The sequence below is a fragment of the Pseudomonas sp. CFBP 13727 genome (assembly GCF_014841915.1).
GTDB lineage: Bacteria > Pseudomonadota > Gammaproteobacteria > Pseudomonadales > Pseudomonadaceae > Aquipseudomonas > Aquipseudomonas baltica.
Window position 1 is genome coordinate 330,007 of the sequence record NZ_JACYUT010000004.1, and the last position, 15,248, is coordinate 345,254.

General features: G+C 64.1%; 11 protein-coding genes and 1 riboswitch. Of the genes, 9 read left to right on the forward strand and 2 right to left on the reverse strand.

What is annotated here, in order from left to right; translation table 11 throughout:
- Positions 1-85 precede the first annotated feature (85 nt).
- Positions 86-1,891 carry a phenylacyl-CoA dehydrogenase gene (locus IFT76_RS14800; protein ID WP_192059030.1) on the forward strand — a complete coding sequence of 602 codons (1,806 nt, stop codon included), beginning with the start codon at positions 86-88 and terminating at the stop codon, positions 1,889-1,891.
- A 90-nt stretch (positions 1,892-1,981) separates the two neighbouring features.
- Positions 1,982-3,757 carry an acyl-CoA dehydrogenase C-terminal domain-containing protein gene (locus tag IFT76_RS14805; protein ID WP_192059032.1) on the forward strand — a complete coding sequence of 592 codons (1,776 nt, stop codon included), beginning with the start codon at positions 1,982-1,984 and terminating at the stop codon, positions 3,755-3,757.
- Between the two features lie 701 nt (positions 3,758-4,458).
- On the opposite strand, the gene IFT76_RS14810 is transcribed toward IFT76_RS14805, so the two are convergent.
- Positions 4,459-5,916: a TolC family outer membrane protein gene (locus IFT76_RS14810; RefSeq protein WP_122480407.1), complete on the reverse strand. Its 1,458-nt coding sequence runs from the start codon at positions 5,914-5,916 to the stop codon at positions 4,459-4,461.
- A gap of 167 nt (positions 5,917-6,083) precedes the next feature.
- A riboswitch (TPP riboswitch) is annotated at positions 6,084-6,188 on the forward strand.
- A 151-nt stretch (positions 6,189-6,339) separates the two neighbouring features.
- Between IFT76_RS14810 and thiC the strand changes: the two genes are divergently transcribed.
- Together thiC and cytX are read left to right on the forward strand one after the other, a co-directional pair.
- The gene (gene thiC / locus IFT76_RS14815) at positions 6,340-8,244 is read left to right on the forward strand and encodes a phosphomethylpyrimidine synthase ThiC (RefSeq protein WP_192059034.1); all 1,905 of its coding nucleotides are present in this window, start codon (positions 6,340-6,342) and stop codon (positions 8,242-8,244) included.
- A gap of 135 nt (positions 8,245-8,379) precedes the next feature.
- On the forward strand, positions 8,380-9,663 hold the full coding sequence (cytX, locus tag IFT76_RS14820; protein WP_197976941.1) for a putative hydroxymethylpyrimidine transporter CytX: 1,284 nt from the start codon (positions 8,380-8,382) through the stop codon (positions 9,661-9,663).
- On the opposite strand, the gene IFT76_RS14825 is transcribed toward cytX, so the two are convergent.
- Positions 9,632-10,378, reverse strand: coding sequence for an RsiV family protein (locus tag IFT76_RS14825; RefSeq protein WP_185794968.1), 747 nt, complete (start codon positions 10,376-10,378; stop codon positions 9,632-9,634). The genes cytX and IFT76_RS14825 overlap by 32 nt on opposite strands.
- Before the next feature lie 197 nt (positions 10,379-10,575).
- Here IFT76_RS14825 and IFT76_RS14830 point away from each other — a divergent pair, with 197 nt between their 5' ends.
- The 5 genes from IFT76_RS14830 to parE all read left to right on the forward strand — a co-directional run bounded on the left by IFT76_RS14830 (position 10,576) and on the right by parE (position 15,245).
- On the forward strand, positions 10,576-11,193 hold the full coding sequence (locus IFT76_RS14830; RefSeq protein ID WP_192059036.1) for an NUDIX domain-containing protein: 618 nt from the start codon (positions 10,576-10,578) through the stop codon (positions 11,191-11,193).
- Entirely contained in the window at positions 11,148-11,636 is a 489-nt protein-coding gene (locus IFT76_RS14835; protein WP_197975833.1) for a DUF1249 domain-containing protein, read from the forward strand. Before IFT76_RS14830 ends, IFT76_RS14835 begins: the two co-directional genes overlap by 46 nt.
- A gap of 92 nt (positions 11,637-11,728) precedes the next feature.
- On the forward strand, positions 11,729-12,544 hold the full coding sequence (gene cpdA, locus IFT76_RS14840; protein ID WP_192059038.1) for a 3',5'-cyclic-AMP phosphodiesterase: 816 nt from the start codon (positions 11,729-11,731) through the stop codon (positions 12,542-12,544).
- Between the two features lie 152 nt (positions 12,545-12,696).
- Positions 12,697-13,305 carry a YqiA/YcfP family alpha/beta fold hydrolase gene (locus tag IFT76_RS14845; protein WP_192059040.1) on the forward strand — a complete coding sequence of 203 codons (609 nt, stop codon included), beginning with the start codon at positions 12,697-12,699 and terminating at the stop codon, positions 13,303-13,305.
- A 35-nt stretch (positions 13,306-13,340) separates the two neighbouring features.
- The gene (parE, locus tag IFT76_RS14850; RefSeq protein ID WP_043191207.1) at positions 13,341-15,245 is read left to right on the forward strand and encodes a DNA topoisomerase IV subunit B; all 1,905 of its coding nucleotides are present in this window, start codon (positions 13,341-13,343) and stop codon (positions 15,243-15,245) included.
- Positions 15,246-15,248 lie beyond the last annotated feature (3 nt).

The following is a 15,248-nucleotide window of genomic DNA, read 5'->3' on the forward strand; positions in this document are numbered from 1 at the left end:
AAACGTATGTTTCAAACAGCCGTTTGATAGCGACAACCTGTCGCAGGTCGAACCCATCGGAATTCATCAGCAGAGGTTTATCGCTATGCCTGAGTACAAGGCCCCCTTGCGTGATATTCGCTTCGTCCGCGACGAGTTGCTCGGCTACGAAGCGCACTATCAAAGCCTGCCCGGCTGCCAGGATGCGACCCCGGACATGGTCGATGCCATCCTCGAAGAAGGCGCCAAGTTCTGCGAACAGGTACTGGCGCCGCTGAACCGTGTGGGCGACATCGAAGGCTGCACCTGGAGCGAAGACGGCGTGAAGACGCCGACCGGCTTCAAGCAGGCCTACAAACAGTTCGTCGAAGGCGGCTGGCCAAGCCTGGCCCACGACGTCGAACACGGTGGCCAGGGCCTGCCCGAATCCCTCGGTCTGGCGGTGAGCGAGATGATCGGCAGCGCCAACTGGTCGTGGGGCATGTACCCCGGCCTGTCCCACGGCGCCATGAACACCATTTCCGCCCACGGCACGCCCGAACAGCAAGAGGCTTACCTGACCAAGCTGGTGTCCGGCGAGTGGACCGGCACCATGTGCCTGACCGAACCACACTGCGGCACCGACCTGGGCATGCTGCGCACCAAGGCCGAACCCCAGGCCGACGGCAGCTATGCAATCAGCGGCACGAAGATCTTCATTTCTGCCGGCGAACACGACATGGCCGACAACATCGTGCACATCGTGCTGGCACGCCTGCCCGATGCACCGGCCGGCACCAAGGGCATCTCGCTGTTCATCGTGCCCAAGTTCCTGCCTGACAGCGATGGCGCGATCGGCGCGCGCAATGCGGTGAGCTGTGGCTCGCTGGAACACAAGATGGGCATTCACGGCAACGCCACCTGCGTGATGAACTTCGACAGCGCCACCGGCTACCTGATCGGCCCCGCCAACAAGGGCCTGAACTGCATGTTCACCTTCATGAACACGGCACGTCTGGGCACTGCCCTACAGGGTCTGGCCCATGCCGAAGTCGCGTTCCAGGGTGGCCTGCGCTATGCCCGCGATCGCCTGCAGATGCGCTCGCTGACCGGTCCCAAGGCGCCCGAAAAGGCTGCCGACCCGATCATCGTGCACCCGGACGTACGGCGCATGCTGTTGACCATCAAGGCCTTCGCCGAAGGCACACGGGCCATGGTCTATTTCACTGCCAAGCTGGTGGACGTGCTCAAGTTCAGCCAGGACGAGGAAGAGCGCAAGCGTGCCGACGCCCTGCTTGCCTTCATGACGCCGATCGCCAAGGCATTCATGACCGAAGTCGGTTTCGAGGCCGCCAACCACGGCGTGCAGATCTACGGCGGGCACGGTTTCATTGCCGAGTGGGGCATGGAGCAGAACGTGCGCGACAGCCGCATTTCCATGCTGTACGAAGGCACCACCGGCATCCAGGCACTCGACCTGCTGGGCCGCAAGGTGCTCATGACCCAGGGCGAGGCACTCAAGGGCTTCACCCGGATCGTGCACAAGTTCTGCCAGGCCAACGAAGGCAACGAAGCCGTTGCCGAGTTCGTTACACCCTTGGCGCAGTTGAACAAGGAGTGGGGCGAGCTGACCATGAAGGTTGGCATGGCCGCCATGAAGGATCGCGAAGAAGTCGGCGCAGCCTCGGTCGATTACGTGATGTATTCGGGTTACGCCTGCCTGGCCTATTTCTGGGCCGACATGGCTCGTGTGGCGGCGCAGAAACTGGCTGAAGGCACGGGCGATGCCGCGTTCTACACGGCCAAGCTGCAAACGGCGCGCTTCTACTTCCAGCGCATCCTGCCGCGCACCCGCACTCACGTTGCCGCCATGCTCTCGGGCGCGGCCAACCTGATGGACATGGACGAAGCGCACTTCGGCCTGTCCTACTGACAGGTACGCCAACCAGCCGGGCGGCGCGCGTCTTGCCGAGCGCGCCGCCCGGCTTTCGAACCTCAGCCCTCGAATTTCTGCGAGTCAGCCATGGCGGATTACAAAGCTCCCCTGCGCGATATGCGCTTTGTCCTGAACGAAGTATTCGACGTTGCCAGCCACTGGGCGCAGCTGCCGGGCCTGGCCGACAGCGTCGATGTCGACACCATGGAGGCCATTCTCGAGGAGGCCGGCAAGGTCACCGCCCAGGCCATCGCGCCCTTGAGCCGTGCGGCCGATGAAGAGGGCTGCCACTGGCGCGATACCGCGGTGACGACTCCGGCCGGGTTCATTCAGGCCTACCGGACCTACGCCGAGGGTGGCTGGGTCGGCGTGGGCGGCGAGCCTGCCCACGGTGGCATGGGCATGCCCAAGGTGATTTCGGCGCAGGTCGAGGAGATGGTCAACTCGGCCAGCCTGGCGTTCGGCCTGTACCCGATGCTGACTGCAGGTGCCTGCCTGTCCATCAACGCCCATGCCAGTGAAGAGCTGAAACGCACCTACCTGCCCAAGATGTATGCCGGAACCTGGGCCGGCTCCATGTGCCTGACCGAAGCCCATGCGGGTACCGATCTGGGCCTGATCCGCACACGTGCCGAACCGCAGGCAGACGGCAGCTACAAGGTCAGCGGGACGAAGATCTTCATCACCGGCGGCGAACACGACCTGACCGAGAACATCATCCATCTGGTGTTGGCCAAGCTTCCCGACGCACCGCCCGGCCCCAAGGGCATCTCGCTGCTGCTGGTGCCCAAGTTCATGGTCGATGCCGACGGTAACCTGGGCGCGCGCAACGCCGTGTCCTGCGGTTCCATCGAACACAAGATGGGCATCCAGGCGTCGGCCACCTGCGTGATGAACTTCGATGGCGCCACCGGTTACCTGGTCGGCGAGGCCAACAAGGGCCTGGCGGCCATGTTCACCATGATGAACTACGAGCGTCTGGGCGTAGGCATTCAGGGCCTGGCGTCGGCCGAGCGCTCCTATCAGAACGCTGTGGAGTACGCCCGTGACCGGCTGCAGAGCCGTTCGCCCACCGGGGCCATGCAGGCCGACAAGATGGCCGACCCGATCATCGTCCACCCGGACGTGCGGCGCATGCTGCTGACCATGAAAGCCTGCAATGAAGGCGGGCGGGCGTTCTCCACCTACGTGGCGCTGCAGTTGGACACCGCCAAGTACAGCGAAGAGCCGGCCACGCGCAAGCGCGCCGAAGACATGGTGGCTTTGCTGACTCCGGTGGCCAAGGCCTTCCTGACCGACCTGGGCCTGGAAACCACGGTGCATGGCCAGCAGGTATTCGGTGGCCACGGCTATATCCGCGAATGGGGCCAGGAGCAGTTGGTCCGCGATGTGCGCATTACCCAGATCTACGAGGGCACCAACGGCATCCAGGCACTGGACCTGATGGGCCGCAAGGTGGTGGGCAACGGTGGTGCGTTCTATCAGCTGTTTTCCGACGAAGTGCGTGCCTACGCCGCCCAGGCCGATGCCGCGTTGCAGGAGTTCGCCCAGCCGCTGATTCACGCGCTGGATCGCTTGGACGCCTTGACGGCAGGGGTTCTGGACCGCGCCGCGAACGATCCGCGCGAGATCGGCGCCGCATCGGTCGAGTACCTGCAGGCCTTTGGTTACACCGCCTACGCCTACATGTGGACGAGAATGGCGGCGGCCGCGCTGGGCAGGCAGGACGAGGCGTTCTATGCCAGCAAACTGGGCACGGCGCGCTTTTATTTCGCCCGGTTGTTGCCGCGGATCCACTCGCTGGCGGCTGCCGTCGATGCCGGCAGCGCGTCACTGTTTCTGTTGGATGAGGAGCAATTCTGACGATGTAAGCTTTGGCTTACATCACGTGGTGTCTTTGAGCTATATCCACGGATTGGATCCACAGTTAATCTTCACTCCAAGGACGTTGCGCAGGATGCGCCTAGATATAACAGGGACACGTAGGATTTCTGCCAGGACGGCGGACGGAAATGGATGTCATGGGAAACAGTCTGCAAAACCCCGCTTCGGCGGGGTTTTCTTTTTCCGCTCCCGAATAATTTCCCCTGTAGCAGCGGCGCAAGCCGCGTCACCCACTGCGCGGTACACCTGACCCACTGCATCAAGGCCGGACGCGGCTCGCGCCGCTGCTACAGGAACGCGTGGGGCTCATTACGGGCTGCGCGCGCCCTGTAGCAGCGGCGCAAGCCGCGTCACTGGCGACGCGATACACCTGACACTCCGCATCGACGTCGGACGCGGCTCGCGCCGCTGCTACAGGAACGCGTGGGGCTCATTACGGGCTGCGCGACCCCTGTAGCAGCGGCGCAAGCCGCGTCACTGGCGACGCGATACACCTGACACTCCGCATCGACGTCGGACGCGGCTCGCGCCGCTGCTACAGGAACGCGTGGGGCTCATTACGGGCTGCGCGACCCGTGTAGCAGCGGCGCAAGCCGCGTCACTGGCGACGCGATACACCTGACACCCCGCTTCGACGCCGGACGCGGCTCACCCACCCCCTGTAGCAGCGGCGCGTCAGGTCATGGTTTCGCTGGCGGCTTGAGCAGCGCTTCGGCCGCTTTGGCCAGGTCTGGCGGGAGGAAATCCCGGTCCGGGTTGTAATCGGCCTTGAGGAATCGTGTCAGGTCCTGCAGGTCGCCGGGGCTCAGAATGCCCGCCGCCTGCTTGAGCCGCAGGTTGTCGAGAATGTAGTCATAGCGGGTGTTGTTGTAGTCGCGCACCGAGCTGTACAGCTGGCGCTGCGCATCGAGCACGTCGACGATGTTGCGCGTTCCCACCTGATAGCCGATTTCCGTGGCCAGCACCGAGCTCTGGTTGGAGATGATCGACTGCTTGCGCGCCTGCACCTGCTCGACATCGGTGTTCACCGCACGGTGCAGGTTGCGGGTGTTCTCCACCACCTGTCGGCGCAGGCTTTCACGCTGCTGCTCACTTTGCGTGAGCCGCGCATAGGCCTCACGGACCTGCGAACTGGTCAAACCGCCGCTGTAGATTGGAATGTTCAACTGCACCCCAATGCTGCGCTGCGACACGTCGCTGCCATAGCTCACGCCCGGCAGATTGGAGGGATTGCTGAAACCCAGATTGTCGTTGTCACCCTTCTGGTATTGCGCCACCGCATCCACCGTGGGCGCATGCCCGGCCTTGCGCTGGCGCAAGGTCTGCTCGGCAGCTTCCACGGCGTAGTTGCTGGCCAGCAGATCGAGGTTCTGCCGGGAAGCGGTGTCGACCCACGCACTCGCGTCGTTGGGCATCGGCGCCAGCACCGGCAAGGTGTGAACGATGCCCTGGATCGAGTTGTATTCGCGGTTGGTCAGCGTGATCAGGGCCTGGAAGGCGTCGTCGACCTGACGCTGGGCGATGATTCGATTGGCCCGGGCGGTGTCGTAGCTGGCCTGGGATTGCAGGGTGTCGGTCTTGTCGGACAGACCGACGTTGAAACGCTCCTGCGACTGATCGAGCTGGCGCCGGAAAGCATTCTCTTCGGCACGCGCGGTGGCCAGGTTGTCCTGCGCGCGCAGCACCGAGAAATAGGCCTGGGCACTCTGCAGAATCAGGTTCTGCTCGGTGGCCGACAGCTGCACGGCCGCCTGCTCGTCGACCGCTTTGGCGGCCTTGAGCTGAAACCAGCGGTCGGCGCGGAACAGCGGCTGGCTCAACTGCGCCCGGTAGGAATTGCCGCTGCGGTTGTACACCGCCGACGGTTGGTCCAGCGCCGTGCGGGTATCGTTGATGTCGTAGCCCGCCGACAGGTTGGGCAGCAAGCCGGCCCGCGCCTGCGGCACGATTTCGCTTTGCGCGGCGTAGTCGGCCCGCGACGCGGCCAGGTCGGCGTTGTTCAGCACCGCTTCCTGATAGACGCTGACCAGGTCGGTCATGCTCGCCAGCGGTGCCTGCTGCGCCAGGGCCATGCCTGGAATGGCACCGGACACGGCCAGGGCGAGGGCCGTTGCCGAGGGAAATCTACTGCGCAGCATGGGGCAATCCTTGGTCTGAAAGCTGGGTCTGGGCATCAGCTGTGAAAATAGGCGTGGGGCAGGGCGAGTGTAGAGCGCGGCGCGCCGCACAACAATCCGGCGCAACGGCCAATATCAAGACCTGCAGGCGGAGTTGGCGTTCCGTGTGCGGGCCGTCTATGCTGTGCACGTTCTTGTCGGGGTGCCTTGCTATGAGGCTGAGATCGGATAATCCGGATCCCGTTGAACCTGATCAGGTTAACGCCTGCGTAGGGAACAAGATTTCTCGTCCTTTCGGCGAGTCCTCTTGTGCTTCGTCCGGGGTCTCGCGCATTTTCTGCACAGCACCTCGCGTACAAGCACAGCATCCGTTCACAGGGTGCATCCGTGCCTTTCAGGTTCGCTCCGACATTCCCGTGCTGGATGCCGTCTGGAGAGCCTGTGATGAATACAAAAGCAAAAAACACCGTGCATTTGAGCGAATCGGCCCAAGTCGATTCCGGCTCCGTGCAGCCCTTCACCCGTTCACGCAAGATCTACGTCCAAGGCTCGCGTGCGGACATCCGCGTGCCGATGCGCGAGATCAGCCTGGATGTCACGCCCACCGACTTCTCGACCGGCAACGGCGCGGGCGAGATCAATCCGCCGGTGACCGTCTACGACACGTCGGGCCCCTACACCGACCCCAGCGTCGTCATCGACGTACGCAAGGGCCTGGCTGATATACGTTCGGCCTGGATCGACGACCGCGGCGACACCGAGCGCCTGGCCGGCCTGAGCTCGAACTTCGGCCAGCAACGCCTGAGCGACGACGAACTGACCAAACTGCGCTTCGCCCATGTGCGCAACCCGCGCCGCGCCAAGGCCGGCGCCAACGTCAGCCAGATGCACTATGCCCGCCAGGGCATCATTACCGCCGAAATGGAATACGTCGCCATCCGCGAGAACATGAAGCTGGCCGAGGCGCGCGCTGCCGGCCTGCTCAAGGACCAGCACAAGGGCCACAGCTTCGGCGCCAGCATTCCCCGGGAGATCACCGCCGAATTCGTGCGCGACGAGATCGCCCGCGGCCGCGCCATCATTCCGGCCAACATCAACCACACCGAACTCGAGCCGATGATCATCGGCCGCAACTTCCTGGTGAAGATCAACGGCAACATCGGCAACAGCGCGCTGGGTTCTTCCATCGAGGAAGAAGTGGCCAAGCTCACCTGGGGCATTCGCTGGGGCTCTGACACGGTAATGGACCTGTCCACCGGCAAGCACATCCACGAAACCCGCGAGTGGATCATCCGCAACTCGCCCGTGCCGATCGGCACCGTACCCATCTATCAGGCCCTGGAAAAAGTCGGCGGCGCGGCTGAGGACCTGACCTGGGAGCTGTTCCGCGACACCCTGATCGAGCAGGCCGAGCAGGGCGTCGACTACTTCACCATCCATGCCGGCGTGCTCTTGCGCTACGTACCGCTGACGGCCAAGCGGGTCACCGGCATCGTCAGTCGCGGCGGGTCGATCATGGCCAAGTGGTGCCTGGCGCATCACAAGGAAAACTTCCTGTACACGCACTTCGACGAGATCTGCGAGATCATGAAGGCCTACGACGTCAGCTTTTCCCTGGGCGACGGCCTGCGTCCCGGGTCGATCGCCGACGCCAACGACGAAGCCCAGTTCGGTGAGCTGGAAACCCTCGGCGAGCTGACCAAGATCGCCTGGAAGCACGACGTGCAGTGCATGATCGAAGGTCCGGGGCATGTGCCGATGCAGTTGATCAAGGAGAACATGGACAAGCAGCTGGAGTGCTGCGACGAAGCGCCGTTCTACACCCTGGGCCCACTGACCACCGACATCGCGCCGGGTTACGACCACATCACCTCGGGTATCGGTGCGGCGATGATCGGCTGGTTCGGCTGCGCCATGCTCTGCTACGTGACGCCCAAGGAGCACCTCGGGTTGCCGAACAAGGATGACGTGAAGACCGGCATCATCACCTACAAGATTGCCGCCCATGCCGCCGACCTGGCCAAGGGACACCCGGGCGCGCAGATCCGCGACAACGCCTTGAGCAAGGCGCGCTTCGAGTTTCGCTGGGAAGACCAGTTCAACCTGGGGCTGGACCCAGACACCGCGCGCGCCTACCACGACGAAACCCTGCCCAAGGATTCGGCCAAGGTCGCGCATTTCTGCTCGATGTGCGGACCGAAGTTCTGCTCGATGAAAATCACCCAGGAAGTGCGCGAGTACGCGGCCAACCAGAAGATCGAAGCCGTCGACCTGAGCGTGGAGGAGGGCATGCGCGAACAGGCGCAGCGCTTCAAGCAGGAAGGCAGCCAGCTGTACCAAAAGGTCTAGTCAGTATCTTCGGTGGTGCGGTTTTCGCGGCCGCTGACCGCTCCTGCGATCCCTCCGCAGGAGCGGTCAGCGGCCGCGAACAGGCACCGCCAATGCCCCAACAACCTTCGACCCATTTCCACTCGAGCCCAGCCATTGAAAACCTCCTATTCTCCCGATACTGCGGTGTCCGCCGCCCAGCGCGTGCTGGGCGGGCGCGACCTGTTCTCCCTGTGGTTTTCCCTGGGCGTGGGCCTCATGGTGCTGCAGACCGGCGCCCTACTGGCGCCTGGCCTGGGCCTGGCCGGCGCACTGGCGGCGATCTTCCTGGGCACCCTGGTGGGTGTTTTGCTGCTCGCCTCGGTCGGCGTCATCGGCAGCGACACCGGCCTGTCCGCCATGGCCGCCCTGCGCCTGACCCTGGGCCGCGGCGCCGGCAGCGTTCCGGCCTTGCTCAACCTGTTGCAACTGATCGGCTGGGGATCGTTCGAGATCATCGTGATGCGCGATGCGGCCAGCCTGCTGGGCACGCGCGCGTTCGGTGAGGGCAGCCTAGGCAGCAACCCCTGGCTGTGGACCGTGTTTTTCGGCGGCCTGGCGACACTGCTGGCGGTCACCGGACCGCTGACCTTCGTGCGCAAGGTGCTGCGCAAATGGGGCATCTGGCTGCTGTTGGCAGCGTGCCTATGGCTGACCTGGAACCTGTTCGCCAAGGCCGACCTGACGACCCTGTGGAACACCGCTGGGGACGGTTCCATGGACCTGGCCACGGGCTTCGACATCGCCATCGCCATGCCCTTGTCGTGGCTGCCGCTGATTGCCGACTATTCGCGATTCGGCAAGCGCGCCAAAAGCGTGTTCGGCGGCACGGCCGTCGGGTTTTTCATAGGCAACTTCTGGTTGATGAGCCTGGGCGTCGCCTACACCCTGGCGTTCGCGCCCAGTGGCGAAGTCAATGCGCTGCTGCTGGCGTTGGCCGGGGCCGGTCTGGGCATACCGCTGTTGTTGATCCTGCTGGACGAGTCGGAGAACGCCTTCGCCGATATCCATTCGGCGGCGGTATCGACCAGCTTGCTGTCGGGGCTCAAGGTCGAACACCTGGCCTTGGCCATCGGCATCGTCTGCACGCTGATCGCCTGCCTGGCACCGCTGGCGCAGTACCAGAACTTCCTGCTGCTGATTGGCTCGGTATTCGCGCCGCTGTTCGGCGTGGTGCTGATGGACCACTTCGTGCTGCGCAAGCGCTCGGCGCAGGTCGAACCGCGCGCCGTGCACTGGAGTGCGCTGCTGGCCTGGCTTGGCGGCGTATGCCTGTACCACGTGCTGGCCAATCTGTACCCGCAGATCGGCGCAACCCTGCCAGCGCTGCTGGTGGCCGGGTTGCTGTACTACCTGATCGAGCGAGTACTCAACCGCGACCCGGGAACAGCTCGGGCTTGATCACGCCATTGAGGCGCGGGTAGGCGATCTTCACTTCCGGGTGGCCCATGGCGTAGGGGGCGATGCTGTACACATTGTACTTGAGCACCACGCCCCCATAGGTCAGGGCAATGTTCGGCGTTTGCTGGAAGGGCCACTGGCGAATGAATTCGGCGTCCTTGTCCAGTTTGCTGGCGACCAGCCAGCCGCGGTGGGCTTCTTCTGCGGCCTGCCAGAACGCACGCTCCTGGCCTGGGACCAGCATGTCCTGCAGGGTCAGCTCGCGGTGTTCGCGGCGCGACCAGTTGATGAAGCCGCGCCCGGGCATGCCATGGGCGCCGCCCGTCATGGCGTAGCTGGACAGTTCAACCACAACAATGCCGTCATGCTGTTCGCGTACCTTGGCTTGCAGGTAGCTGCTGTAGCGTGGCTGGGCCTCGCGCATGAACTGCTCTTCGTAAGCCTTCAGGGTTGCGGGCACGCGGGCGTCGGGGGTATTGACGGTCATCTCGCGCAAGCGTTTGTCGATGGCTGCATCCAGGCCCGGCTCGTCGGGAAAGTGCACCACGTCGATGTTCACCAGCGGGCAATCCTGATTGTCGCAGCCAGGCTTGAGGTGCTCGAAAGCCTCGCGCTTGGTGTCCAGCGGCGCCCGGTAGTTGGGCTGGAAGAGGCTGGAGCAGGCACCCAGGGTCAGGGCGACGCAGGCCACGGAGGCGAACTTGAGAAACGACATGAGGGTCCTTGGCGGGTAATGGAATTATCGTGGTTGGACTGTCGGTCGAACCGTCGGTTCGCCAGTTGCGCAATCTTAATGCCTGCTCGCCCAACCGCCTATCCCGAGGCGCGCGGCTTCACCTCAAAGGGGCTGCAATACGGGCCCATCGCGGTTAGGATGGCCCCATGCTGCATGCACGAGTAAGAGGTTTTTCCATGCCAGATTCATCACGATCAATGCCTTCGGCGGTCGAAATCGACAAGCGCGAGCTCTGCTTCCAGGGCTTCTACAAACTGGACAAGCTGTTCCTGCGCCACGAGCTGTTCAACGGTGGCATGAGCAAGCAGATCAGCCGCGAATTGTTCGTGCGCCACGATGCCGTGTGTGTGTTGCCCTACGACGCCGCCCGCGACGAACTGGTGCTCATCGAGCAGTTCCGGGTCGGCGCGGTGGGCAAGGTCGACAACCCCTGGCTGATCGAAATGGTCGCCGGGCTGATCGACAAGGACGAGCGGCCCGAGGAAGTCGCGCACCGCGAGGCCGACGAGGAAGCGGGCCTGCAGATCGAAGCGTTGTGGCCGATCAGCAAGTACTTCCCGTCACCCGGCGGCAGCGACGAGTACGTGCACCTCTACCTGGGCCGCTGCAGCAGCGAGGGCGCAGGTGGCCTGCATGGCCTGGAAGAAGAGGGCGAGGACATTCGCGTCAAGGTCTGGGCATTCGACGATGCCCTGCAGGCCGTGCGCGATGGTCGAATCATCAACGCGGCAGCGATCATCGCCATCCAATGGCTGGCCCTGAACCGCGACGAAGTCAGGGGGCTGTGGTCGTGAGCCCGTTGCGCGAGCGCTACCGCGTCGACCTGGTCGGCCTGCAGGCGGCCTGCGAAGCCAATTATGCGCGGCTCATGCGCCTGCTGCCGGACATGCGCAGCCAGCAGTTGTCACGCCGCATCGCCATGACCCAGGCCGACCAGATGCTCGGTGTGCTGACGCTGGAGGTGCTGCTTGCCTGTCCGTACACCACCACCCTGCGTGTACGCCAGGAACACAGCCTGCCATGGCTGCCGGTGCCGCAGATGGAGGTGCAGGTGTACCACGACGCGCGCATGGCCGAAGTCGTCAGCGCCGAGCACGCCCGGCGTTTCCGCAGCGTCTATCCCTACCCCAACGCGGCCATGCACCAGCCTGACGAAAAGGCCCAGCTCAATCTGTTCCTGGGTGAGTGGCTGAGTCATTGCCTGGCCTGTGGCCACGAGTACGAAGCGGTACGCTGAACATCGGCCTGCACGAGCACCGCAGGTCGCATTGCCCTTGTCATTCAGGCTGCGCATAATTTGCCGGTTCGCCCTTTTGCCTGGAGACGGTCTTGTCGAGCCTATCTGATCCTGCTGTCGATGCACCGGTAGTGCTCGTGCAGCTTTCCGACAGCCACCTGGTGGCCGCAGCCGACGGTGCCATGTTCGGCTTGAACACGCGACGGAGCCTGGCGCAGGTGGTCACGCAGGTGCTCGAGGAGCAGCCGCGCATCGACCTGCTGGTCGCCACCGGTGACCTGTCCCAGGACGGCACGCTGGCGTCTTACCAGGCGTTCGCGCAGGCCACCCAAGTCATTTGCGCACCCACGCGCTGGCTGCCCGGCAACCACGACGAGCCGGCGCTCATGCGGCAAGCCGCCGAAGGCACACAGTGGCTGGAGCCTGTGGCGGATGTGGGTGCCTGGCGGGTGACGCTGCTCGATTCGGCCATCGCCGGTTCGGCAGCCGGCCATCTGGCCGACGATCAGTTGCAGTTGCTCGAGCGGGCGCTCGCTGAAGCACCGCACAAGCATCATCTGGTGTGCCTGCATCACCATCCGGTTGCGATCGGCAGCCAGTGGATAGAGCCCATCGGGCTGCGCAACGCCGGGGCCCTGTTCGAGCTGCTCGGGCGTTTTCCGCAGGCGCGTGGTGTGCTCTGGGGGCATGTGCATCAGGAGATCGACCGGCACGCCCATGGCTTGCGCCTGCTGGCGTCGCCGTCCACGGGCATTCAGTTTCTGCCCGGCAGTGAGGATTTCGCCCTGGACAACCGCGCGCCGGGCTACCGCTGGCTGCGCCTGATGCCCGACGGGCAGATCGAGACCGGCGTGTCGCGGCTGGCGAACTTCACCTTCACCCCGGACCTGGACGCGGCGGGTTATTGAAACAGAGGCGGTAGTGCGGCCTTCGCGGACAGAGCCCGCTCCCACAGGGTTTCGCGCCAGGATTGCGGCTTGCCCATATACCGACGCAGCAACACCCCAACTGCACCCTCGACAAGGTAAACTGCGCGCCATCTCTATGCCCGGAGGCCCCCATGCCCGGTTCGATCCTCTACATTCACGGTCTGAACAGTTCGCCGGAGTCGCAGAAAGCCCGCCAGCTGAGCGCGCTGATGCAACGCATCGGCCTGGCCGACCAGCTTCGCGCGCCGGCGCTGCACCACCATCCGCGCCAGGCCATTGCCCAACTGGAAGCCGCGCTGGCGCAGCTCGACGCACCATTGCTGGTGGGAAGCTCCCTCGGCGGCTACTATGCGACGCACCTGGCAAAGCGCTTCGGCCTCAAGGCATTGTTGATCAACCCGGTGGTCAATCCGCACCACCTGTTCGATGGCTACCTGGGAATGCAGACCAACCACTATACGGGCGAACGCTGGCAGTTGACCCGCGACCACGTCACGGCCCTTGCCGAGCTGGAAGTGCCGGCGCCCACCGACCCCGAGCGGCTTCAGGTGTGGCTGCAGACCGGCGACGAAACCCTCGACTATCGCCAGGCTGCGGCCTTCTACCAAGCCTGCAGCGTACACATCGAAAACGGCGGCGACCACGGCTTCCAAGGCTTTGCGCAAAAGTTGCCAGCGCTGCTGGCATTCGCCGGCATCGACGCGGCGCGTTACCAGGCCGTCGATTTTGCCCAGCTTTGATCACTCTTTTCACGAACGACTGACGACGAGACCCCATGGCCAATCCCAGCGCTAGCTCCTATAACGCAGACGCCATCGAAGTCCTCTCGGGCCTCGACCCGGTGCGCAAGCGCCCGGGCATGTACACCGACACCAGTCGGCCCAACCACCTGGCCCAGGAAGTCATCGACAACAGTGTCGACGAAGCCCTGGCGGGCCATGCGCGTTCTATCCAGGTCATCCTGCACGCCGATCACTCTCTTGAAGTGTCCGACGATGGCCGTGGCATGCCCGTGGACATCCACCCAGAGGAAGGCGTCAGCGGCGTCGAGCTGATCCTTACCAAGCTGCACGCGGGCGGCAAGTTTTCCAACAAGAACTACCAGTTTTCCGGCGGCCTGCACGGGGTGGGCATCTCGGTGGTCAACGCCTTGTCCAATCAGGTGCGGGTCAGGGTCAAGCGCGACGGCAACGAGTACCAGATGACCTTCGCCGATGGCTTCAAGGCCACCGATCTGGAAGTCATCGGCACCGTCGGCAAGCGCAACACCGGCACCAGCGTGTATTTCGCCCCGGACCCGAAATACTTCGATTCGCCGAAGTTTTCCGTCAGCCGCCTCAAGCATGTGCTCAAGGCCAAGGCGGTGTTGTGTCCCGGCCTGCTGGTCAGCTTCGAAGACAAAGGCAGCGGCGAGAAGGTCGAGTGGCATTATGAAGACGGGCTGCGTTCGTACCTGATCGATGCGGTCACCGAATTCGCTCGCCTGCCCGACGAGCCGTTCTGCGGCAGCCTGGCGGGCAACAAGGAAGCCGTGGACTGGGCACTGCTGTGGTTGCCCGAAGGCGGCGACAGCGTTCAGGAAAGCTACGTCAACCTGATCCCGACGGCTCAGGGCGGTACCCACGTCAACGGGCTGCGCCAGGGTCTGCTGGATGCAATGCGCGAGTTCTGCGAGTTCCGCAACCTGCTGCCACGCGGCTTGAAACTGGCGCCCGAAGATATCTGGGAACGCATCGCCTTCGTGCTGTCGATGAAGATGCAGGATGCGCAGTTCTCGGGCCAGACCAAGGAGCGGCTGTCCTCGCGCGAGGCGGCCGCGTTCGTCTCCGGCGTGGTCAAGGACGCCTTCAGCCTGTGGCTCAACGCCCATCCCGAATTGGGCATGCAGTTGGCCGAACTGGCGATCAGCAACGCCGGGCGTCGCCTCAAGGCGAGCAAGAAGGTCGAGCGCAAGCGCATCACCCAGGGCCCCGCATTGCCCGGCAAGCTGGCTGACTGCGCCGGCCAGGACCCAGCCCGCTCCGAGCTGTTCCTGGTCGAAGGCGACTCGGCAGGCGGCTCGGCCAAACAGGCGCGAGACAAGGAGTTCCAGGCGATCCTGCCGTTGCGCGGCAAGATCCTCAACACCTGGGAGGTGGACGGCAGCGAAGTACTCGCCAGCCAGGAAGTCCACAACATTGCCGTGGCCATCGGCGTCGATCCCGGTGCCGCCGATATCAGCCAACTGCGCTACGGCAAGGTGTGCATCCTGGCCGACGCCGACTCCGACGGCCTGCACATCGCGACCCTGCTGTGCGCGCTGTTCGTCCAGCACTTCCGACCCTTGGTGGACGCCGGTCACGTCTACGTCGCCATGCCGCCGCTGTACCGCATCGACCTGGGCAAGGAGATCTTCTACGCCCTGGACGAGGCAGAGCGCGACGGCATTCTCGACCGCCTGGTTGCCGAAAAGAAACGCGGCAAGCCGCAGGTCACGCGCTTCAAGGGTTTGGGCGAAATGAACCCGCCGCAGCTGCGCGAAACCACCATGGACCCCAACACCCGCCGCCTGGTGCAACTGACCCTGGACGATTTCGCCGGGACCACCGAGATCATGGACATGCTGCTGGCCAAGAAACGTGCGGGCGACCGCAAGGCGTGGCTCGAGTCCAAGGGCAACCTGGCCGAGGTGCTGGCTTGATCG

Bases quoted from the DNA above. Each gene is read 5' to 3' on its own strand.
- IFT76_RS14825 (WP_185794968.1), bottom strand. From the start codon at position 10,378: ATGTCGTTTCTCAAGTTCGCCTCCGTGGCCTGCGTCGCCCTGACCCTG.
- IFT76_RS14835 (WP_197975833.1), top strand. From the start codon at position 11,148: ATGGCTGGCCCTGAACCGCGACGAAGTCAGGGGGCTGTGGTCGTGAGC.
- IFT76_RS14800 (WP_192059030.1), top strand. From the start codon at position 86: ATGCCTGAGTACAAGGCCCCCTTGCGTGATATTCGCTTCGTCCGCGAC.
- IFT76_RS14805 (WP_192059032.1), top strand. From the start codon at position 1,982: ATGGCGGATTACAAAGCTCCCCTGCGCGATATGCGCTTTGTCCTGAAC.
- thiC (WP_192059034.1), top strand. From the start codon at position 6,340: ATGAATACAAAAGCAAAAAACACCGTGCATTTGAGCGAATCGGCCCAA.
- IFT76_RS14845 (WP_192059040.1), top strand. From the start codon at position 12,697: ATGCCCGGTTCGATCCTCTACATTCACGGTCTGAACAGTTCGCCGGAG.
- parE (WP_043191207.1), top strand. From the start codon at position 13,341: ATGGCCAATCCCAGCGCTAGCTCCTATAACGCAGACGCCATCGAAGTC.
- IFT76_RS14810 (WP_122480407.1), bottom strand. From the start codon at position 5,916: ATGCTGCGCAGTAGATTTCCCTCGGCAACGGCCCTCGCCCTGGCCGTG.
- IFT76_RS14830 (WP_192059036.1), top strand. From the start codon at position 10,576: ATGCCAGATTCATCACGATCAATGCCTTCGGCGGTCGAAATCGACAAG.